Annotated in this window: 23 protein-coding genes; 14 read left to right on the top strand and 9 right to left on the bottom strand. The window is 61.3% G+C overall.

Annotated elements, in window-relative coordinates:
• Positions 1–84 precede the first annotated feature (84 nt).
• Both dxs and OP500_RS08550 read left to right on the top strand, forming a co-directional pair.
• Positions 85–2,016 (top strand): 1-deoxy-D-xylulose-5-phosphate synthase, encoded by a 1,932-nt coding sequence (gene dxs / locus OP500_RS08555; RefSeq protein WP_238746677.1) that lies wholly within the window; start codon positions 85–87, stop codon positions 2,014–2,016.
• Between the two features lie 62 nt (positions 2,017–2,078).
• Entirely contained in the window at positions 2,079–2,552 is a 474-nt protein-coding gene (locus OP500_RS08550) for a DMP19 family protein (RefSeq protein WP_238746678.1), read from the top strand.
• A gap of 179 nt (positions 2,553–2,731) precedes the next feature.
• Here OP500_RS08550 and OP500_RS08545 read toward each other — a convergent pair whose 3' ends face one another.
• A complete protein-coding gene (locus OP500_RS08545; protein ID WP_238746679.1) occupies positions 2,732–4,951 on the bottom strand; it encodes a FepA family TonB-dependent siderophore receptor in 2,220 nt (739 codons plus the stop codon).
• Between the two features lie 206 nt (positions 4,952–5,157).
• On the opposite strand from OP500_RS08545, the gene gluQRS reads away from it, so the two are divergent.
• From gluQRS to OP500_RS08520, 5 genes are all read left to right on the top strand, one after another.
• Positions 5,158–6,072 carry a tRNA glutamyl-Q(34) synthetase GluQRS gene (gene gluQRS, locus OP500_RS08540; RefSeq protein ID WP_238746680.1) on the top strand — a complete coding sequence of 305 codons (915 nt, stop codon included), beginning with the start codon at positions 5,158–5,160 and terminating at the stop codon, positions 6,070–6,072.
• 221 nt (positions 6,073–6,293) lie between these two features.
• Positions 6,294–6,617 (top strand): DUF2185 domain-containing protein, encoded by a 324-nt coding sequence (locus tag OP500_RS08535; RefSeq protein ID WP_238746837.1) that lies wholly within the window; start codon positions 6,294–6,296, stop codon positions 6,615–6,617.
• A gap of 38 nt (positions 6,618–6,655) precedes the next feature.
• A complete protein-coding gene (gene ribH, locus OP500_RS08530) occupies positions 6,656–7,120 on the top strand; it encodes a 6,7-dimethyl-8-ribityllumazine synthase (RefSeq protein WP_238746681.1) in 465 nt (154 codons plus the stop codon).
• A 28-nt stretch (positions 7,121–7,148) separates the two neighbouring features.
• A complete protein-coding gene (gene nusB, locus OP500_RS08525) occupies positions 7,149–7,685 on the top strand; it encodes a transcription antitermination factor NusB (protein ID WP_274070711.1) in 537 nt (178 codons plus the stop codon).
• 116 nt (positions 7,686–7,801) lie between these two features.
• Positions 7,802–8,140, top strand: a complete 339-nt coding sequence (locus OP500_RS08520) for a LiaF transmembrane domain-containing protein (RefSeq protein WP_274070710.1) — start codon at positions 7,802–7,804, stop codon at positions 8,138–8,140.
• Positions 8,141–8,218: 78 nt separating this feature from the next.
• Here the strand turns inward: OP500_RS08520 and tatC are convergent, their stop codons facing one another.
• The 7 genes from tatC to cysK form a co-directional block, all read right to left on the bottom strand.
• Complete coding sequence (gene tatC / locus OP500_RS08515; RefSeq protein ID WP_274070709.1) at positions 8,219–8,974, bottom strand: twin-arginine translocase subunit TatC; 756 nt, start codon at positions 8,972–8,974, stop codon at positions 8,219–8,221.
• On the bottom strand, positions 8,971–9,423 hold the full coding sequence (tatB, locus tag OP500_RS08510) for a Sec-independent protein translocase protein TatB (protein WP_274070708.1): 453 nt from the start codon (positions 9,421–9,423) through the stop codon (positions 8,971–8,973). Before tatB ends, tatC begins: the two co-directional genes overlap by 4 nt.
• Positions 9,424–9,430: 7 nt before the next feature.
• Positions 9,431–9,664 (bottom strand): Sec-independent protein translocase subunit TatA, encoded by a 234-nt coding sequence (gene tatA, locus OP500_RS08505; protein WP_238746689.1) that lies wholly within the window; start codon positions 9,662–9,664, stop codon positions 9,431–9,433.
• 304 nt (positions 9,665–9,968) lie between these two features.
• A complete protein-coding gene (locus OP500_RS08500) occupies positions 9,969–10,508 on the bottom strand; it encodes a CreA family protein (protein WP_274070707.1) in 540 nt (179 codons plus the stop codon).
• Positions 10,509–10,588: 80 nt separating this feature from the next.
• Positions 10,589–11,065 (bottom strand): transcription elongation factor GreA, encoded by a 477-nt coding sequence (greA, locus tag OP500_RS08495; RefSeq protein WP_274070706.1) that lies wholly within the window; start codon positions 11,063–11,065, stop codon positions 10,589–10,591.
• A 172-nt stretch (positions 11,066–11,237) separates the two neighbouring features.
• Positions 11,238–11,714 (bottom strand): hypothetical protein, encoded by a 477-nt coding sequence (locus OP500_RS08490; protein WP_274070705.1) that lies wholly within the window; start codon positions 11,712–11,714, stop codon positions 11,238–11,240.
• 166 nt (positions 11,715–11,880) lie between these two features.
• A complete protein-coding gene (gene cysK / locus OP500_RS08485; RefSeq protein ID WP_238746695.1) occupies positions 11,881–12,813 on the bottom strand; it encodes a cysteine synthase A in 933 nt (310 codons plus the stop codon).
• A 256-nt stretch (positions 12,814–13,069) separates the two neighbouring features.
• Between cysK and OP500_RS08480 the strand changes: the two genes are divergently transcribed.
• From OP500_RS08480 to OP500_RS08450, 7 genes are all read left to right on the top strand, one after another.
• A complete protein-coding gene (locus OP500_RS08480; RefSeq protein WP_274070704.1) occupies positions 13,070–13,420 on the top strand; it encodes a hypothetical protein in 351 nt (116 codons plus the stop codon).
• Positions 13,421–13,579: 159 nt separating this feature from the next.
• Positions 13,580–13,942: a DUF2069 domain-containing protein gene (locus OP500_RS08475; RefSeq protein ID WP_274070703.1), complete on the top strand. Its 363-nt coding sequence runs from the start codon at positions 13,580–13,582 to the stop codon at positions 13,940–13,942.
• Complete coding sequence (locus OP500_RS08470; protein ID WP_274070702.1) at positions 13,943–15,820, top strand: PglL family O-oligosaccharyltransferase; 1,878 nt, start codon at positions 13,943–13,945, stop codon at positions 15,818–15,820.
• A gap of 206 nt (positions 15,821–16,026) precedes the next feature.
• Positions 16,027–17,406 (top strand): Na+/H+ antiporter family protein, encoded by a 1,380-nt coding sequence (locus OP500_RS08465; RefSeq protein ID WP_274070701.1) that lies wholly within the window; start codon positions 16,027–16,029, stop codon positions 17,404–17,406.
• Positions 17,406–17,618 (top strand): SlyX family protein, encoded by a 213-nt coding sequence (locus tag OP500_RS08460; protein WP_274070700.1) that lies wholly within the window; start codon positions 17,406–17,408, stop codon positions 17,616–17,618. Before OP500_RS08465 ends, OP500_RS08460 begins: the two co-directional genes overlap by 1 nt.
• A gap of 79 nt (positions 17,619–17,697) precedes the next feature.
• A complete protein-coding gene (gene proC, locus OP500_RS08455; protein WP_274070699.1) occupies positions 17,698–18,492 on the top strand; it encodes a pyrroline-5-carboxylate reductase in 795 nt (264 codons plus the stop codon).
• Between the two features lie 128 nt (positions 18,493–18,620).
• Positions 18,621–19,256 (top strand): tellurite resistance TerB family protein, encoded by a 636-nt coding sequence (locus tag OP500_RS08450; protein WP_274070698.1) that lies wholly within the window; start codon positions 18,621–18,623, stop codon positions 19,254–19,256.
• A gap of 247 nt (positions 19,257–19,503) precedes the next feature.
• Here the strand turns inward: OP500_RS08450 and pcnB are convergent, their stop codons facing one another.
• Positions 19,504–20,832, bottom strand: a complete 1,329-nt coding sequence (gene pcnB, locus OP500_RS08445) for a polynucleotide adenylyltransferase PcnB (protein WP_274070697.1) — start codon at positions 20,830–20,832, stop codon at positions 19,504–19,506.
• Positions 20,833–20,928: the final 96 nt, after the last annotated feature.

The raw sequence follows: 20,928 nt of genomic DNA, 5'->3' as shown, positions 1-20,928 counted from the left end.
AGCCTGAAAGCGCGTTTGCGCACGCAGCGCCGCCGTGCGGTTTGCTATATAATCCGCGCCTGTTTTTTCGCCCAAGTGCACACCATGACCACCGCCACTCCCCTGCTCGATACCGTAAACCTGCCCGAAGACCTGCGCCGGCTGCCGGCCGACCGGCTGCCGCAGCTGGCCGCCGAACTGCGCGGCTTTTTGCTGGAGAGCGTGCAGCAGACCGGCGGCCATTTCGCCAGCAATCTTGGCGCGGTGGAGCTGACCGTCGCCCTGCATTATGTGTACGACACCCCGCGCGACCATCTGGTGTGGGACGTCGGCCACCAGAGCTATCCGCACAAAATCCTGACCGGCCGCAAAAACCGCATGCACACCATGCGCCAGTTTGGCGGGTTGGCCGGTTTTCCCAAGCGCAGCGAAAGCGAGTACGACGACTTCGGCGTCGGCCATTCGTCCACGTCCATCGGCGCCGCGCTGGGGATGGCGGTGGCCGACCGCTTGTCCGGCAGCAGCGCCCGCAGCGTCGCCATTATCGGCGACGGCGCGATGACCGCCGGCCAGGCCTTTGAAGCGCTCAACTGCGCCGGCGATATGGCCGACACCGATCTCTTGGTGATACTCAACGACAACGAAATGTCGATTTCGCCCAATGTCGGCGCCCTGCCCAAATACCTGGCGCGCAACGTGATGCGCGATATGCGCGGCGTGCTGCACAACATCAAAAACCAGTCCGCCTTCGTGCTCGACAAACTGCCCGCCGTTAAAGAAATCGCCCAAAAAGCCGAAGAAACCATCAAAGCCTACGCCAGCGAAAGCGAGCACATCAAACAGTCGCTCTCACTGTTTGAAAACTTCGGCTTCCAATACACCGGCGCCATCGACGGCCACAACCTGCCGCTGCTCATCGATACCCTGCGCGAACTGCGCCGGCGCAAAGGCCCGCAGCTGCTGCACATCATCACCAAAAAAGGCCAGGGCTACAAACTCGCCGAAAACGATCCCGTCAAATACCACGCCATCGGCAAAACCGTGCACAAGCAGCCTGAAAACGCCGATTCAAACGCCGATACCGATACCCAAGCACCCAAAAAGCAGCCTGAAAAACCCAGCTACACCCAAATCTTCGGCCGCTGGCTGTGCGACCAAGCAGAAGCTGATTCCCGCCTGGCCGCCATCACCCCCGCCATGCGCGAAGGCAGCGGCCTGGTCGAATTCGCGCAGCGCTTTCCCGAACGCTATTTCGACGTCGGCATCGCCGAACAGCACGCCGTAACCTTTGCCGCCGGCCTGGCCTGCGCGGGCGTCAAACCCGTCGTCGCCATCTATTCCACCTTTTTACAGCGCGGCTACGACCAGCTGGTACACGACGTTGCCCTGCAAAACCTGCCCGTGCTGTTTGCCATCGACCGTGCCGGCATCGTCGGCGCCGACGGCCCCACCCACGCCGGCGCCTACGATTTGAGCTTTCTGCGCTGCATTCCCAATATGGTGATCGCCGCCCCCAGCGACGAAAACGAATGCCGCCTGCTGTTGTCCACCTGCTACGCGCTCGAACAACCCGCCGCCGTGCGCTACCCGCGCGGCAGCGGCTGCGGCGCAGCAGTAAACGACACCCTCGACACCGTGCCCGTCGGCAAAGGCATTATCCGCCGGCAGGGCAAAAGCACCGCCATCCTTGCCTTCGGCAGCATGGTCGCCCCCGCCCTGAAAGCCGCCGAAGCGCTGGACGCCACCGTTGCCGACATGCGCTTTGTCAAACCGCTCGACGAAGAACTGGTTTTGCAGCTGGCTGCCGACCACGACTACATCGTCTGCGCCGAAGAAAACGCCGAAGCCGGCGGCGCCGGCAGCGCCGTTCTCGAACTGCTCGCCCGCCAAGGCAGCCTGAAACCCACCCTGCTCGCCGCCATCCCCGACACCGTAACCGACCACGGCGACGCCGCCCTGCTGCTCGACAAACTCGGCCTTTCCGCCGCCGCCCTTACCGAGCGCATCCGCAAATGGCTTGACGCCCAAGCAGCCTGAAAGGCGGAAAAACCGTTTTCAGGCTGCTTTCCCATATCTGCAACCGAGAAAAGAGATCCGCCATGAGCACCCTGCCCCCACCCAACCAGGTTTACCGCCTGCTCGATCACTATCTGGCCGAACTCCAGCGCCTGCCCGACACCACCGTGCGCGCCGAATTGAGCGACGAGCAAAACGCCCTGCTCGCCTATCTGCGCATGGACAAAATCGCCGAAGACGAAGGTTTTGCCGCCGTGATCGCCGCCGGCTTCGGCCGCGACGTATTTGAAAGCAGCCTGATTGCCGAACTGCACCGCTGGCAGATTGCCGACACCGCGCGCATTCTCGAGCAGGCTGCCGCCCTCTACCGCCGCCACGGCGGCGAAATCGAAAGTCGCGCCGCCGCCGGCGAGTCCGCCGAATCCCTGCGTGCCGACTACCCCGACTTCGCCCCGCTCGACGAAGCCTACTACCTGACCTGCGAAGACGACTTCCCAAAAATCTATATCTACGTGCGCCACCGCTATCCGGCCTTTGTGCTGCCGCAGGCAGCCTGAAAAAATCCTGCCCGATTCCTGTCGGCACGAAAAGAAAACCGGATAAAACTAGCCCGCCCCAATGGCAGCCTGAAAACCGGCGCACGGAAAAGTCCGCCCCAAGCTCGTAGCAAACACAAAAAAGCAGCCTGAAAACCGCAATCCGGTTTTCAGGCTGCTTTGTATCGCCGTATAAACGTTTAGAACGAAAGTTTCAGGCTGCCGTAGAAGGAGCGGCCGGGTTCGTTGTAGGAAGCGGCGCTGCTGTTATCAGCGCTGCGGTACAGGCGTTTGTTAAACAGGTTGTTGATGCCCAGGCGCAGGTTCAGGTTTTTATTGAAACGGTAACCGGCGCTGATGCCGACCAAGCCGTAGGGGCTGACGGATTCGTTCGACAGGCCGGCATTACGCTCGGCATTGTTCAAAATCACTGAGCGCGGTTTCTGTTTGCCGTAGTAGGTAACATTCAGTGCGGCATCGAGTTTCTCGGTCGGCTGCCAGTTCAGGCTGCTGTTGATGGTGTACTTGGGAATCACCGACAGCGGATTGCCGGTGTCTTTGTTTACCGACTTGCGCATATAGGTAAAGTTGGTCGTCCATTTCAGCGTGCTGTGCAGCGGCAGAGTCAGATTGCCTTCCACGCCTTCCACCAGCGCTTTTTTGGCGTTCGTCCACTGATAAAGATGGTTGCCGAGATTGCTCAAGGCAACGGCTTCGTCGCCGGCAACGATTTTGTTGCGGTAATCGTTGTGGAAATAGGCCATGGATGCCTGATAGCCGCCGCGGGCAAATTCGAAACCGATTTCTTTATTGATGCTGGTTTCGGGTTTCAGACCGTCGTTACCGACCAGATAGCAGCGGATCGTGCCCGGCGTGCCGACTTTGCAGCCTTGTCCGCGGGTGTACAGGATGTAGTTGTGGTTACTCTGATACAGGTTCGGCGCTTTATAGGCACGGGCGATACCGCCTTTAATTGTCCATTCGCTGTTGATTTTCTGCACAAAGTTCAGGGCAGGACTCCAGTTGTTACCGGATTTGCTGTTGTGATCAAAGCGCAGTGCGGGAATCAGCTGGGTGCCGTGGCCGAAGCTGATATGGTCTTCCACATACAGGGCAAAGTTGTTCTGGCTGTTTGTTGTATTGCGGTTGGTGCCCAAGCCGGCAAAGACATCGGTTCGGCCTTGATCGGTAAAGCCCTGAGCCATCGAGCCTTTGTCGTCCAGATGGTCGTTGGTGTATTCGCTGCCGACGGTAAGCACATGATCGGCGCCGAGTTTGAAGGGAATATTGGTTTCGGCAAACAGGCGCTTGGTTTTCAAGGTACTGTCGGTAAAGTTGCGGTTTTGGTACTGGCCTTCGGGGCCGCCCATCAAACCTTCCACCAAATGCTCGTTTACGGTGCGGTCAAGCTGGGCAACCACTTTGGTGTCGCCCCAAGACCAAATGCCCTCGTGGGTCAGCGCGTTGCTGGTGCGTTTGAGGCGGGCGGTTTCTTCGCCGTAAAGCGATTTGGTCAGGTTGCTGGGGTTGTTGTTTTGGTTGTCGCCGGCGTAGATATTGCCCTGGCGGCTGTAGGAGCTGTCCAAAGTCAGGGTTTGTTCGGGCGTGATTTTCCAAGCCAGGCGGGCGGCGATATCGCGGTTTTTCACGCCGTCGCGGCCGGCGCCCAAAGTTTCGCTGCGAACGATACGGCCGCCGCGGTTTACCGTTGTGACTACGATCGGATTGATATCCTTAGCATCCGCATCGGTCTTATTCAGGCTGCCGTACAAACGGAAGCCGAGTTTGTCCTGCACGATGGGGCCGCTGACATTAAAGCCGATGCGGTTGGTTTTGCCTTCTTTGCTGCTTTGCGGCAGGTTGGTGTACAGGTTCAGGCCGCCGCTCCATTCGCTGCTGACCTTCTTGGTCACGATATTGACCACGCCGCCGGCGGCGCCGGAGCCGTAGCGGGCGGCGGCGGGGCCGCGCAGCACGGTGATGGATTCGATTTGCTCAACCGGCACCCAGTTGCTGTCGCCGCGGGTGTTGCGCTCGCCGCGCCAGCTGTAGCGCTCGGCATTACGCGAAGTAACGGGGCGGCCGTCGATCAGAATCAGGGTGTTTTCCGGCCCCATGCCGCGGATGTCGATCTGGCGTTTGTTGCCGCGCTCGCCCGAAGCGGTGTTGCCGGTCAGGTTGGCGCCGGGCATGGTGCGGATGATGTCGGAAATATCATTGACTGCCGGACGGCGTTCCAAATCTTTGGCGTTGATTTTCGATACGCCGAGCGACTGCTGCAGCTGGCGCTGGGCGGTAACGTAAACGGTTTGCAGCTCCTGATCCTGCTCTTGGCCGGCGGTTTCGCCGTCGGCATAGGCAAAGCCGCTGACAAGCGCGGCGCTGAGCAGACTCAGGCGGAAAAACGGAGATGTGCGCATAGGTTTTATCCTGTCGGTTAAGTTAAAAAAACGCCAAAAGGCGTAAAGAAAGATAAGCAATTCGTAATAATTATAGATTAGAAAAGAAATTAGGGCAAAACGCTTAACGCGCACCGCAGCCGATGCGGACGCAGCCTGAAACGTTTTCAGGCTGCCTGCGCCGCGGCCGCAGGGTAAAATGCGCCCTTTTTTGCCGCTTTGCCGCCATGAATCCCTACACCGGCCGTTTCGCCCCCAGCCCCACCGGCCTGCTGCACATCGGTTCGCTGCTGACCGCCACCGCATCCTACGCTGCCGCCCGTGCCGCCGGCGGGCGCTGGCTGCTGCGCATGGAAGATCTCGACCCGCCGCGCGAGATGCCCGGCGCCGCCGCCGACATTCTGCGCACCCTTGAAGCCTTCGGTTTCGAGTGGGACGGCGAAGTCGCCTACCAAAGCCGCCGCCACGCGCTGTACCGCACGGTGCTGGCCGATTTGCAGGCGCGCAATCTGGTCTATCCCTGCTACTGCAGCCGCCGCCAATGGCAGCAGGAAGCACGCGCCGGCGCCGATGGTTTTGTCTATGGCGGCCGCTGCGCCGATCCGGCTTTCAGGCAGCCTGAAAACGGCAAAACTCCGGCCTGGCGGCTGCGCGTGCCCGATAGCGATATTGTTTTCGACGACGCCATCGTCGGCCGCTACCGCCAGAATCTCGCCCGCGACATCGGCGACTTCGTACTTCTGCGCGCCGACGGCTTTTGGGCCTACCAGCTGGCGGTGGTGGCCGACGATGCCGAGCAGGGCATCACCCATATCGTCCGCGGCCAAGACCTGCTGGTTTCGACGCCGCGCCAAATCTGGCTGCAGCGCTGCCTGAACTATCCGCAGCCGCACTACGCCCACCTGCCGCTGCTCACCAACCGCGCCGGCCAGAAATGGTCGAAGCAGACCCTCGCCCCCGCCCTTGATTTGGCGCGACGCGAACAGCTGCTGCGGCAGGTGATGGCCTATCTTCAGCTGCCGCCCTGCCCAGCCGTGGACAAACCGCAGGATCTGCTCGCCTGGGCGGTGCGCCATTGGGACATCGCCCGCATTCCGCCGCAGCCAATCTGCACCGAAGATGCGCCGGCCGAAACCGTTTAACAAGCAGCCTGAAAGCGCCTGCCCGGCTTTCAGGCTGCCAAAAGCGTTGGGGCAAACTTTCAGGCTGCCTGCAAGACGGTTTTGCGGTTTTCAGGCTGCCTGCGTAGCGTAGCAAAGTTGCGGAGCTAAAGCCGCTTTGCCAAGCCGGCATGCCGCGCGTAGAGATGGCGGGCGGTTTCTTAGGCTATAATCCGCCCTTTCTACACTTCCCGCCTGCCGCCATGAACGCCTTTGCCCAAGCCCTGTCCGCCGCCCTTCAATACGCCATCGTCAGCCGCGAAATCAGCGCCGGTGATGCCGCCGCCGGCTTCGTTTACCGCGAAGCGCCGGCCTTCGAGCAAGACAGCGGCTGGCGTTTTTTCAGCGGCGCGGAAAGCGACGAATTCTGCGAAGACGCCGCCAATTTCGACACCCTGCCGCTCTCGCAGGCGCTCGAACTCTGCCCCGAAGCCGCCGCGCTGATGAACGAAACCGCCGGCGCCTGGGAATGGGACGACGATGCCGGCCGCTTTCAGGCTGCCGCCGACTGGCAGCCGCAGGATTAGTCCTTCCCCCTTTCATCCACCTTCACAAGATCCCCGTCATGAAAACCATCGAACCCCTAAGCGGCGATTTTCGCCTGCGTATCGGCATCGTCCAAGCCCGTTTTTCCAACGAAATCGGCAGCGCCATGTTGAAAGTAGCCCACCAGAAACTGATCGAATTGGGCGTGGCCGACGACGATATCGTCGTCGCCACCGTGCCCGGCGCGCTGGAAATTCCGCTGGCGCTGCAGCAGATGGCGCGCGCACGCACCAAATTCGACGCGCTGATCGCCATCGGCGCGGTGATCCGCGGCGAAACCTACCATTTCGAGCTGGTGTCCAACGAATCGGGCGCCGGTATCACCCGCGTCGGCCTGGATCACGACATCCCGATCGCCAATGCCGTGCTCACCACCGAAAACGACGAACAGGCGCACGCGCGCATTGAAGAAAAAGCCCGTGATGCCGCCCTTGTCGCCGTAGAAGGCGCCCGCCTGAAAGCCGCGCTGCACTACCATCTTTAAACGCTTCCCGCCACACAGGAACCCTCCGATGAAAAGCAAACCTTTCCTGCCCTCGCCGCGCCGCCGCGCCCGCGAATACGCCGTGCAGTCGCTCTACCAGATCCAAATCAATCCCGACATCCTGCCCGAGCAAGCCGCCAAAAGCGTGTACGACAGCATCGCCAAAGACAAAGCCGCCGCCCGCAGCGCGCTGGAAAGCCGCGACGACGGCGCCGCTCCCGCCGCGGCGCTGGCCAAACTCGACAATCTCGAAAGCACCGCCACCGAGCTGTATGCCGCCATCTTTTTCGGCGCCCATGCCCGCGAAGGCGAGCTGATGGCCATCATCCGCCCGCTGCTCGAGCGCGACGAGAAAACCGTCAATCCCATCGAGCGCTGCGTGCTGCTGATGGCGGCGTTCGAACTGAAAGCCATGCCGGAAACGCCCTATCCGGTGATTATCAACGAAGCCATCGAAATCACCAAAACCTTCGGCGGCACCGACAGCCACAAATTCGTCAACAGCATTCTCGACAAACTGGCGGCCGAACTGCGCCCGCACGATCCGAAGCCCAAAGCGCATTAAACGCGCCGGCACAGGCTTTCAGGCTGCCTTCACCAACAAAGCAGCCTGAAAAGGCAGCCTGAAAACGCCGCACCCGTTTTACCGACAGCCGGCACGCCGGCACAAGGAGCTACACCATGAAACAGACTTCGCTGTTTTTCCCGCTACTGCTGATTATCTTCGGCGCACTGTGGTTCTTAAAAAGCATGCACTGGTTCCCCGAAACCAGCGACATCATCGCCTTTTTCCTGATTGCCGCCGGTATTCTGGTGTTTGTGCTCGACGGCTTTAACAAACAGTCCGTCGTCAGCGCGCCGCTGCTGATGTACTTTGGCGGCGCACTGTATGTGAACCAGCACCACGACTATCCGGTATCGCCGATGGCGGCGCTGGGGCTGGTGCTGTGGGGGCTGTGCCTGCTGCTGGCACGCAGCGGGCTGGTGCCGCCGAAACACCGCGAATGGAACGGCGGCTGATTGCCCGTCCCCAAACATAACAAGGCAGCCTGAAAACCGAAAATACGGTTTTCAGGCTGCCTTTTTGTTTTCATTTGCCTACTGCGGCGGCGTATCGTTTTCTGCCGCCGCTTTACCGCTAAAGCGGCAGACGATGATGCCGATTTCGTAGAGCAGCAGCATCGGCACCGCCAGCATAAACTGCGACAGCACATCAGGCGGGGTCAGCACCGCGGCGACGATAAAGGCGCCCACCACCACATACGGCCGCGCCTGCTTCAGTTTTTCCAGGCCGATCACGCCCATGCGGTGCAGCAGCACCACCGCCACCGGCACTTCGAAAGCCGTGCCGAAGGCAACAAACATGCCGATCACGAAAGACACATAATTGCCGATGTCGGTGGCCATATTCACGCCGTCGGGCGTGGTGCCGCTCAGGAATTTAAACACCACCGGAAACACCAGAAAATAACAAAACGCCATGCCGGCGGCAAACAGCGTCAGGCTCGACAGCAGCAGCGGCAGCACCAGCCGTTTTTCCTGCTTGTACAGCGCGGGGGCGACAAACGCCCACAGCTGGAACAGCGTATGCGGCAGCGACAGCAGAAAGGCCGCCATCGCCGTTACCTTCAGCGGCACGAAAAACGGCGCCGCCACATCGGTGGCAATCATGTGCGTGCCCTGCGGCAGCGCCGACATCAATGGCTGCGCCACCAGCGCGTAAATCTGCTTGGCAAAGGGCAGCAGCGCCAGCAGGCAAAGCACGAACACCGACGCCGCCCACAGCAGGCGGCGGCGCAGTTCGATCAGGTGCTCGATCAGGGGCTGACCCGCGCCCAGTTGTTCTTCGCTCAACGGCGGCTCCTTAAGCGCGGTTTGGGGCGGTAGCGCGGGCGCAGGTCGCGTTTGCGCGCCATCGCCTGTTTGCGCAGCGATTTGGTGTAAAAGCCAGCCTGTGCCGGCGGCGGGACGTATTCGTCGATGCCGAAATCGGCAGGCGTTTTCAGCGGCGGCAGGCGCTCCCAGGCCGACAGGCCGTCGGCATCGCGGCCGATGTCGGCAGCGGCTTCGTTCAGGCTGCCCTGCAATTGGCCGGCGGCCTGCTGCAATTCGTCTTTCACCGCAGAGAGTTCGGACGCTTCAACCTGGCGCATCAGCTCTTCTTTCATGCCGGCAGCCAGGCTGCGGATTTTGCCCGCCCAGCGGCCGGCGGTGCGCGCCACTTTGGGCAGGCGCTCGGGGCCGAGCACCACCAGCGCGACGGCGCCCGCTACCAGCATTTCGTTGAAGCTGAAATCAAACATTGGTTTTTCAGGCTGCTTTGCCGCCGTCGGACGATTCGCCGCCTTCGGCTTTTTCTGCGGTGTTTTCAGCGGTTTTTTCCGCAGGGGCGTCTTTATTTTCGCTGCCCTGGTTCAGGCCTTCTTTGAAATCGTGCACCGCGCCGCCCAGATCGCGGCCGATGTTGCGCAGTTTGGCGGTGCCGAATACCAGCACCACTATCAGTAAAACGATCAGCCAGTGGCTGACAGATGAGAGACCCATGATGTTTCCTTTCGGGTAAGGGACGGATGCGGCGGATGCCGGCCGCGCCGTTCGGATCGGGTAAAACGGTTTTCAGGCTGCCTGAAAGCGTTGCGGGGCGGTATCGGCGGCCGATACGGCTGTCTTTTATGCAAGCAGCCTGAAATAGCGATATTTCAGGCTGCCGTATTGTAATTTATTTTGCCGGCCGCAGGCGCGTTTTTTGGCACGAGCGGCGCTTGGGGCTCAACGGCCGCCACGGTTTTAGCTCCGCAACTGCGCTACGCTACGCAGGCTGCCTGAAACGCGGCAACGGCGCTGCCGCTCAGGATTTGAGCGGCGTAATCACGCACACGCCGTGCACCTGCTTGCCTTCGGACTGCGCGGCTTCAACGCCGGAAGCGGGTACGCCGCCGTAGCAGGCGATGCTGCTGAGCGAGTTTTTCGGCGAGCCTTGGATGATTTTGTCGCTGTATACCAGATAGGCGAAGGCTTTGCGCTTGGGGTCGTAGTAGCGGATGATCTGCTGGCTTTTGAAGGCGAAGCTGGCGCTGCGTTTGAACACTTGGCGCGGTTTTTTCACCACGTTTTCGTCGTATTCGATCTGCGGCGCGCTCTGCACGCAGGAAACCGAAGCGTCGCTGGCGTCTTCTTCCAGATTCACCGTTTCTTTCAGGCCGCCTTTTTTGGCGTAGGAAATATAGCAGGCCACGCCTTTGACGTCGGGGTCGTCGAAACCTTCCACTTCGATGCGGTCGTTCTTGCCCAGCAGGTTGAATACGGTGTCGGCATCGCCGATTTTGTCGGTGTCTTGGCCGCAGGCGGCCAGCGCCAGCGCGCACAGCAGGGGCAGATGGGGTTTCACGGGCTTCGTCCTTGTTTCGGGTTTTCAGGCTGCTTTTTCAGGCAGCCTCGATGAAGGCAGCCTGAAAAGCAAAACGGCCGTCAGATGTATTCGACGCTGACGATTTCGTATTCGCGCACGCCGCCGGGCGCCTGCACTTCGGCGATGTCGCCCTCTTCTTTGCCAATCATGGCGCGGGCGATGGGCGAATTGACGGAGATTTTGAAATGCTTGATATCGGCTTCGTCGTCGCCGACGATTTGGTAGCGTACTTCGTCGCCGCTGTCGACATCGGACAGGGTTACGGTGGCACCGAATACCACTTTGCCCTCGGCGTGGATTTCGGCAGGTTTGACCACCAGGGCGCGGGCGAGTTTGTTTTCGATTTCGGCAATGCGCCCTTCGATAAAGCCCTGGCGCTCTTTGGCGGCTTCATATTCGGCGTTTTCCGACAAATCGCCGTGCGAGCGCGCTTCGGCAATCGCGGCGATTACTTCGGGGCGGGCAACGCTCTTGAGCTGCTGCAACTCGCCGCGCAACAGTTCGGCGCCGTATTCGGTTAAGGGGATTTTTTGCATAGTGGTTCTCCTCAGGCGTTTTTCAGGCTGCCTGAAATCAATAAAAAGGCAAGCCGCTGTCTTCGGCGGCTTGCGGGTATGGAAAGATTGCGGCGCATTGTACCAAACCGGCAATAAAAAACAATATGGCGGGGAAGCCCTGCTCCGCCCGCCTGATTCGGCCGCTGTCGGTTTATTTGAGCGGCGTCATGCCCATGTGTTCGAGCAGGAAGTTGGCAAATGCGGGGTTGCTCGGCTTTTTGCGCACATGCGGCCAGCGCTGCTGCCAGCCTTTGAGCGCGTTTTCAACGTAATTCTTCGCCTGCTGCGGGCTGATTTTGCCCGATTGGCTGTCCACCGCAGCGCGCAGATAAACGTCGTACACGCTGTCATCGACGCTGTTGGCACCCACCAGCTTCAGGCGGTAGCGGTTCAGGTATTGCGCGGCTTGGACTTTGGTCATTTTGCCAGCGCGCACCTGTGTGCCCAAACGCTGGGCTTCGGCACGGATTTTGGCGACATCCGACCAGTGGCTGGATGCGAGCGTGTAGCCGCTGTCGGCGGGACGGCTGCTCGGCGGATTCAGGGTGGCGTCGCAAGCGGCCAGCGCCAGCATGGCGGCAAGCAGCAGGACGGGGGATTTTCTTACCATCACGGGCAATCTCCACATAAAACGGGCCGGCGCGTTTCAGGCAGTCTGAAAAAATACGGCGCGCAACGCACCAACCAAAATAACCGGGTTGAAAAATGCCGCGATTCTACCCGATTTCAGGCTGCCGTAAAAGCAGCGGACCGCCCCGCCGGATGCCGGGACAGTCCGCGCAAAGCAGCCTGAATCAGGCCAGATCGGCAAACAGCGGGGTGGACAGGTAGCGCTCGCCGTAAGACGGAATCACCACCACGATCAGTTTGTCTTTGTTTTCCGGCTTGGCGGCCAGCTGCAGGGCGCTCCATACGGCGGCGCCGGATGAGATGCCGACCAAAATGCCTTCCTGTTCGGCCATCGCGCGGGCGGTGGCAAAGGCGTCGTCGTTGGCCACCTGGATGACGCCGTCGTAGATTTCGGTGTTGAGAATGCTGGGCACAAAGCCGGCGCCCAAGCCCTGAATCGGGTGAGGGCCTTTCTGGCCGCCGCTCAAAACGGCCGATGCGGCCGGCTCAACGGCATACACCTGCACGCCGGGTTTGCGCGATTTGAGCACTTCGCCCACGCCGGTTACGGTGCCGCCGGTGCCGACGCCGGCCACGAAAATATCGACTTGGCCGTCGGTGTCGCGCCACACTTCTTCGGCGGTGGTCTGGCGGTGGATTTCAACATTGGCGGGGTTGTCAAACTGGCGCGGCATGAAATAAACATCGGGATTATTTTTCACAAACTCTTCGGCTTTGGCCAGCGCGCCGCCCATGCCCTCGGCGGCGGGGGTCAGCACCAGTTCGGCGCCGTAGGCGCGCAGCAGCATGCGGCGCTCGCGGCTCATGCTCTCGGGCATGGTGATAACCAGTTTGTAGCCCTTGGCGGCGCACACCATCGCCAAGCCGATGCCGGTATTGCCGCTGGTGGCTTCGACGATAATGGTTTTTTCATTGATTTTTCCCGCTTTCTCCGCCGCTTCCAGCATGGAAATGGCGATGCGGTCTTTCACGCTGCTGCCGGGGTTGAAAAACTCCAGTTTGGCGGCGACGCGGCCGGGCAGTCCTTTGCCCAGGCGCTGCAACTCCACCAGCGGGGTGTTGCCGATCAGGTCGATGATGCTGGAAGCGATGTTCATGGTGCAGATCCTTATATCGAGTGTTGGAAAGCGGGAAACCGCGCGTATCGTGTTGCGCCGCGCAGTATAGCAAACGCGAAAGGCGCCATGCTACGCACCGCACCGCCGCAATGAAAGACTTTGTGCTGCTTTGCCTTATAACCGCCCGCGCTATGCGGCAGCCTGAAAACCGGTTTGCCGCTTTCAGGCTGCCTGCCGCCGCATGGCGGGAATCTTTATAATGAGATGACCCGCATCCCCACCTTTCGGACAAAAAATGAAAAAAACATTATTCCTGCTGCTGGCACACGGTCTGTTTTTCGTCGTCTTTTTTACTGTGAACCACCGGCACTTCGACCCTGCGGGCTATGCCGCCTATTCAGCGGTAGCGGCGCTGGTGCAGACGGCAGGCGCCCGGGCAAAAACGCCCAGCACTACCAAAGCGGCGGATGCGCTGTTTGCCGTTTACCTGCTGTTGCTGCTGCTTGGCGCGGCGCCGTCGTCTTTCGGCAGCCTTGCGCCCGATGATGGCGACGGCAGCCGTTTTGTATGGTCGGCAGGGCTGGCGGCAGGCTTTATGGTTTTGCTGTTTGTGATCGGCAGGCAGGCGGGCAAAAAGGTTTCGTAAGGCCGTTCCCCAAACCGGCACAGGCAGCCTGAAAACGCACATTCTGCTTTTCAGGCTGCCTGTTGCATATAGAGTGCCTGCCGCATCCGCTATATAATCCGCGCCTTTTAATCCTGCCGCGCCCGCTGCGCGCAGGCAGCCTGAAAACGCCGAAACACGATGACGCCCGATTCCGCCCCCGTCCGCTCCCACCGCCTTGCCGCCGCTGCATGGTTCGGCCTGATGCTGCTCACCCTGTGGTGGGACTGGCTGGCCGCACCGCTGCACAACGGCATCTGGCTGCCGCTGATCAAACTGCTGCCGCTGCTGCTGGCGGCGCGCGGTATTTTGTCGGGAAAAATCTACACTTACCAGTATGCTTCGATGCTGGTGCTGTTTTATTTCACCGAAGGCGTGATGCGGCTGTTTGATGCCGTGCCGGCCAGCCGCTGGTTCGCCGCCGCCGAAACCGCGCTCTCGGTGCTGTTTTTCGTGCTGTGCCTGGCCTATCTCAAACAATTCAAAAACAAACGGAAACCCTAAATGTCCGATTCTTCCCGCCTGCCGCTGTTGGAGTGGCGCGTGCTGCCGCTGTGGTTCGGCCTGACGCTGGTGGCCGCCCTGCCCTTTTTGTCGATTTACCGCGTCGGCCCGCTGCCGAGTTTTTTCCTTGAAAGCGGCTCGCTGCTGTTTGTGCTGCTGTGGGTGCTGGCCAGCGTGTTTTCAGGCTGCCTGAAAAACCGTCCGCCTGCCGCCGCATGGTATTTCGCCGCGCTGGCGCTGTTTTGGGCGGGACAGGCACGGCTGATGGAAGTGGGCTATACCGGTCAGAACGATATGGCGGCGTGGTCCTTTCTGATTCTGGCGCTCGGCGCTTGGGCGGCGCGCGGCTGGATCGACAAAATCGGCCAGGAGCGCGCGGTATCGGTGCTGGCCTGGGTGCTGCTGTGGGCGTGTCTGGTGCAGGCGGTAATCGGCTGGCTGCAGTACACCGGCCTGGCGGCGCAGTTCAAAGGGCTGCTGATGTACCGCAACGGCATCGTTGAAGGCCAGCTCGGTCAGCGCAACCATTTCGGCCACTATCTGATGTGGGGCACGCTCTCGGCTGCTTATTTGTGGGGACAGCGCCGGCTGGCCGCCTGGCTGGCGCTGCCGCTGATTGTTTTCCTTGCCGCCACCATCGGCCTGACCGGCTCACGCACGGTGTTCGGCTACCTGCTGGCGCTGGCGCTGCTGCTGCCGCTGGCGCGCTGCTTCGGCGGGCGCCAAATCGGACGCAATCTGTGGTGCATGGCGGCTGCCGGCGCGGCGGTGCTGCTGTTTCAGTTTGCGCTCGAACCGCTGCTGGCGCTGTTTGATAGCAAAAACATGACCAGCGCCGCCGAGCGCTTGGGCAGCAGCTCTTTCGGCCAGTCCGGCCGCCACTACGAATGGCTCAAAGCGTGGAAATCGTTTCAGGCTGCCCCGTGGTTCGGCCACGGCTGGGGCAGTTATTCCCTGCAGGGCTTTCTGATTAACGACGTCTATCCCGACGGCTACCGCCCCTACGAAAACGGCGTGCTGTTCACCCACAGCCACAATTCCCTGCTCAACCTGCTCGCCGAAATGGGCATCGCCGGCACCGCGCTGGTGCTGGGCGGACTGCTGTGGGTGCTGCACGGCAGCCTGAAACGCACCCATGCCGCGCAGGGCGTGTTTGTACTGGGCGCGATTTCGGTGTCGCTGGTGCACAGCCTGCTCGAATATCCGCTGTGGTACATCTATTTCTTGAGCGCCTTTTCGCTGTTTGTCGGTTTTGCCCCTGCCGCGCGCGAGTCCCAACCCGCAGGCAGCCTGAAAACCGACGACGCGACAAGATCCGGCCTAATCTACAGCGGCATGGCCGCGCTGCTGGCGCTGGCCTTGTGCGGCGGCATCATGCGGCTGGCGGCGGCCTATCAGGAGCTGCGCGCCGTGGCCGGCAATATTCCGGCCGATTTGCGCGAACGCAGCCGCAATACCATGAGCCTGCTGCAAATCGCCAAAACCGAACCGATGCTCAAGTATTACGCCCAATACCATCTGATGAACTACATCGACCCGCGCGACGGACGTTTCCCCGACTGGGCGTATCAGGCCGGCCGCGACGCCCTGCGTTACCGCCCCTTCGCCAACAGCTACAAATGGGCGCTTCTGGCCTACCGCAACGGCGACAAAGCCGAAGCCGAACGCTGGATGGAAGCGGCTTACCGCTACTACCCCGCCCGACTCGATGCCTACGGCTCGGCGCTCTCGGCCAGCAGCTACTACCCCGAACTTTTGGCCGGCTACGGCAAACACTGCCGCGCCTACTACCAAAGCATCGGCCGCCCCGATTCCTGCATCACCGCCGCGCCGCCGCTGCCGTCAGCCGCATCATCCGTTTCGGCGCCCGCCCGTTAAATCAGCGCCGACAATATTTTCAGGCTGCCTTTTCCGCCCCTTAACCGCGGCGCAAGGCAGCCTGAAAACGTTTCGCCGCCCGCGTTAAAACTTGTTAAACCGCTGCCGCTGCCGGATAATGGGCAGCCACGGCGGGGCGCGGCAACTAGGTGGCCGCAGCGGCGTCCCGTTTCTTTCAGGCTGCCTCACACAAGGAATACCAAACTATGAATGCTGTAATTATCGGCGTGCTGGTGATGTTGGTGTTGTCGCTGGCACGGGTGCACGTAGTGCTCAGCCTGGTGGTCGGCGCCTTTGCCGGCGGGCTGGCGGCCGGATTGCCGCTGGCAGACGTAAACGATGCGGCGGGCAATGTCGTAACCCAGGGCGTGATGTCGCACTTTCAGGCTGGTTTGGCCAACGGCGCCAACATCGCCCTTTCCTACGCCATGCTCGGCGCCTTTGCGATGGCCATCACCCACTCCGGCCTGCCGCAGCAGATGGCGGGCGCCATCATCCGCCGGCTCGACAAAGGCCGCCACGACAGCATCCCGCCGCGCATCAACCTGCTCAAATGGGCGCTGATCGGCGGCATCGTGCTGATGGCGGTATCGAGCCAGAACATCGTTCCCATCCACATCGCCTTTATCCCGATGATGATTCCGCCGCTGTTGGGCGTGTTCAACCGCCTGCGCATCGACCGCCGCCTGATCGCCTGCGCCATCACTTTCGGCCTGGTAACCACCTATATGTTCCTGCCCTACGGCTTCGGCGCGGTGTTCCTGAACAAAATCCTGCTGGCCAACGTGGAAAAATCCGGCATGGACGTGCACGGCATCAATGTGATGCACGCAATGGCGATTCCGGCGCTGGGCATGGTTGCCGGCCTGCTGCTGGCCTTTGTCCACTACGGCCGCGAGCGCATCTACCAAGACCGCGAAATCGACCGCAGCAATGAAGAAAACAGCGCCGCGCTGCCCAAAGTTTCCGCCTACCGCAGCCTGGTTGCCGGCATCGCCATTTTGGTGTGCTTCGCCATCCAGCTGATTTACAAAGACGCGCTGCTGCTGGGCGCGATGCTCGGTTTTGCCGTATTTATGATGCTCGGCGTGGTGCAGCGCAAAGAAGCCGACAGCGTGTTCAACCAGGGCATCCGCATGATGGCGATGGTCGGCTTCATTATGATCGCCGCGCAGGGCTTTGCCGAAGTGATGAACGCCACCGGCGAAATCAAACCGCTGGTGGACGCCAGCGCCAGCATGTTTGCCGGCAGCAAGGCGATGGCCGCCTTCGCCATGCTGATGGTCGGCCTGCTGGTAACCATGGGCATCGGCAGTTCTTTCTCCACCCTGCCCATCATCACCTCGATTTATGTGCCGCTGTGCGTGGGACTCGGCTTCTCGCCGCTGGCCACCGTCGCCATTATCGGCACCGCCGGCGCGCTGGGCGATGCCGGTTCGCCCGCCTCCGACTCCACCCTCGGCCCGACCATGGGGCTGGATGCCGACGGCCAGCACAACCACATGCGCGACAGCGTGATTCCCACCTTTATCCACTACAACATCCCGCTGTTTATCGCCGGCTGGATTGCCGCCATGGTGCTGTGATGGACAGCCACGAAGAACGCATCACCGAGCTGGAAATCCGTCTCGCCCTGCAGGACGAACTGCTGGCCAGCCTGAACGACACCGTTGCCGACCTGCGCCAAACCCTTGATTTGCAGCAGGCACAGCTCAGGCTGCTCTACCAGCGCCAGCAGCAGGCGCAGGATGCCGGCAAACCCTTCGCCCCGCAGGAAGAAATCCCGCCGCATTACTGAATGCGGCCGCAGGCAGCCTGAAAAACCCTTTTCAGGCTGCCTGCCTTTCATCCCATCTCCAACACACAAGGATTCCGATATGACCGTTTACTTTCTCGGCGGCGGCAATATGGCCGGCGCCATCATCGCCGGCCTGCACCGCCAGTCGCCCGAAACCGCCGTCCATGTAGTCGATAACAACGCCGACAGACGCCGCTTCCTGAACGAGCAATACGGCGCCGCCGCTTCCGACACCCTGCCCGAACTCACGGCCGACGACGTGCTGGTGCTTGCTGTCAAACCGCAGGATATGGAAACGGCCTGCGCCGGTATCCGCCACAACGGTGCGCTGGTACTGTCCGTTGCCGCCGGCCTGTCCGTTGCCACCCTATCGCGCTATCTCGGCGGCACGCAGCGCATCGTGCGCGTAATGCCTAACACCCCCGCCCAAGTCGGCGAAGGCATCTCCGGCCTGTTTGCCGGCAGCGGCACCAGCGAAGACGACCGCCGCCGCGCCGAAGCCATCATGGGCAGCAGCGGCCAAACCCTCTGGCTCGACACCGAAGCGCAAATGCACGCCATCACCGGCATCAGCGGCAGCGGCCCCGCCTACGTCTTCTACCTGCTCGACGCCCTGCAGCAGGCGGCGCAAAATCTCGGCTTCGACCCGCAGCAGGCACGCACCCTGAGCCTGGCCACCTTCAAAGGCGCCGTCGCCCTGGCCGAGCAGTCCGGCGAAGACTTCCGCGTTTTGCAGGACAAAGTTACTTCCAAAGGCGGCACCACCTTCGCCGCGCTGGAAAGCTTCCGCAGCAACCGCGTCGCCGAGAATCTGCAGCAAGGCGCCGCCGCCGCCGCCACTCGCTCCGAAGAAATGGCCGCGCAGTTTGCCTGAGCCGGATGTGCCAGCAAACGCCAAAAGCAGCCTGAAAGCCGGTTTTCGCTTTTCAGGCTGCTTTTGCCATTGCCAAACGAATGCGTTTTGCCTACCCTTGCCACTTCCCAACCCGCAAAGGATCCACCATGAACTTCCAAAACCTGCTTAACCAAGTGCTCGGCGGCGTGCAGCAAAGCGGCGGCGACAAAAGCCTGATCGACAAGCTCGGCGGCGGCGCGGCGGTGGCCGGGCTGGCAGCGATGCTGCTGAGCAAGAAAACCCGCAGCCGGCTGCTGACCACCGGCTCGGCCACCGCCCTGGGCGCGCTGGCCTACCACGCCTACCAAAACTGGCAGCAAAGCCGCAATGCCGCTGGCGGCCAAACCGCCCAGTCGGCGCCGCTGCTGGCGCAAAACGCTTTCGAGCCGCAGGGCGAACAGGCGCAAAATGCCGGCCGTCTGATTCTGAAAACCATGATTGCCGCCGCCGCGGCCGACGGCCAGATTGACGAAGCCGAGCTCAAACTGATCAGCCGGGAAGGCGGCGATGACGAAGAAAGCCGCCAATGGCTGCTGGCCGAAAGCCAGAACCCCGCCACACCTGCCGAACTGGCACAGCTGGCCGGCGGCGATGCCGCAGCGGCGGCCGAGGCTTATCTCGCCGCCCGCATGGTGTGCGGCGAGCTCTCGCGCAAGGAAATCGTTTTCCTGTCGCAGCTGGCCGACGCTTTCGGGCTGGAAGCGCAGTTTGTCGAGCAGTTGGAACAGCAGGCCGGTTTCTAAACTGCGGCGACAGGCAGCCTGAAAGCTGTCTTGCGACCGATAAGGCACTCAAAACCATCCGCCCCGCCGGCATAATCTCGGCGGGGCGGATGCTTTCAGGCTGCTTTGCGTGTTGTCAAAGCAAACGCACCTGTCCGGCAGCGCACAGGCAGCCTGAAACGCCGTCAAAAATACTTTTCAGGCTGCCTTTGTATTCCCAAAGGCAGCCTGAAAAAAATCCGGCATTTGTCTGACTGCAGGCAGGATTTTATTCTGCGCTGCCGCTGCTTGGCTTTTTCTTGCGCGGCTTGCGGCGGCGGCGTTTGCCGGCCGGCTGGGCATCTGCCGGTGCGTTTTGCACCATTTCGTTGCGCTCGTTTTCACCGGCATGCTGGAAACGCGTCCACCAGTCGGCCAGCGGGCGCAGGCTGTCGTCGTGCGCGGCCCGCAACAGCAGAAAATCGTAGGCGGCACGAAAGCGCGGCTGCGCCAGCAGGCGGAACGGGCGGCTGCCGCGGCAATAGGCAAACTGCGGCTGCAGCGCCCAGATTTCGCGCATGGTGGCGGCAAAGCGCTGCGGCACGCCCCAGCCTTTTTCGATGCTGTCGCGCACATCGCTGATGGCGGCATTCATGGCGGCGGCTTCGGATTTGTGGGCGGCAGCGTTTTGCTTCAGCCGCCATTCCAGCTGTGGCCACAGCACGGCCGCCAGCACAAAGCCGACCGAAACGGTTTTGCCTTCTCCCAAACGGCGGTCGGTTTGGCGCAGCGCATCGGCGGCGATATGGCTTTCAGGCTGCCCGCTGCTGTCGAGCATGGCGGTGAGAATCGGGTGGATGTCGGCAGACACGCCGAGTTGTTCGAGCTGCACTAAGCAGCCGGCGGCATGGCCGGAAAATAGGATTTTCAGCAGCTCGTCAAACAGCCGCGCCACCGGCTCGCGCTGCAGCAGCACGGCAGCTTCGGCAATCGGCGCGGCGGTGGCGGCATCAACCTCAAAACCGAGTTTGCCCGACAGGCGCACCGCCCGCAGAATGCGCACGGGGTCTTCCTGATAGCGCTCGGCGGCGTTGCCGATCATTACCAGCCGCCGTGCGCGGATGTCGGCCAGACCGCCGCAGCGGTCGATGATTTCGCCGCGCTCACAGTCGTAATACAGGGCGTTACAGGTGAAATCGCGGCGCAATGCGTCCTGCTCGAGCGTGCCGTAGGCGTTGTCGTTCATAATCCGGCCGTGCTCGTTGCGCCGCACTTTGCCGCCACTGCGGAAAGTGCTGACTTCGATGGTTTCGGCACCGACCATCACATGAACGATTTGAAAGCGGCGGCCGATAATCCGGCTGCGGCGGAAGATTTTGCGCACTTCTTCGGGCGTGGCGTCGGTGGCGACGTCAAAATCTTTGGGCTCCATGCCCAACAGCAAATCGCGCACGGCTCCGCCGACCAGATAGCCCTGATAGCCGGCGCGATGCAGGCGTTTGAGCACCGATTCGGCGGCGGTGCCTTCGATATCGAGTGGGTAGGGGTAGCGTTCGCCGGTATTTTTGTTGTGTGGTTTGCGCTTGCTAAAAACGCTGTCCAACCATTTTTTCAGCATGGCGTATTTCTCAGGCAGCCTGAAATTCGCTTGCGAATCCAGACGCAACAGGACTGCCGGACAAAGCGCGGCAGCCGTCATAACGAATTGGCGGCA

This window comes from Kingella sp. SNUBH-2017 (assembly GCF_028680565.1).
GTDB lineage: Bacteria > Pseudomonadota > Gammaproteobacteria > Burkholderiales > Neisseriaceae > Kingella_D > Kingella_D pumchi.
This window is presented reverse-complemented; position numbering and strand designations above follow the sequence as displayed.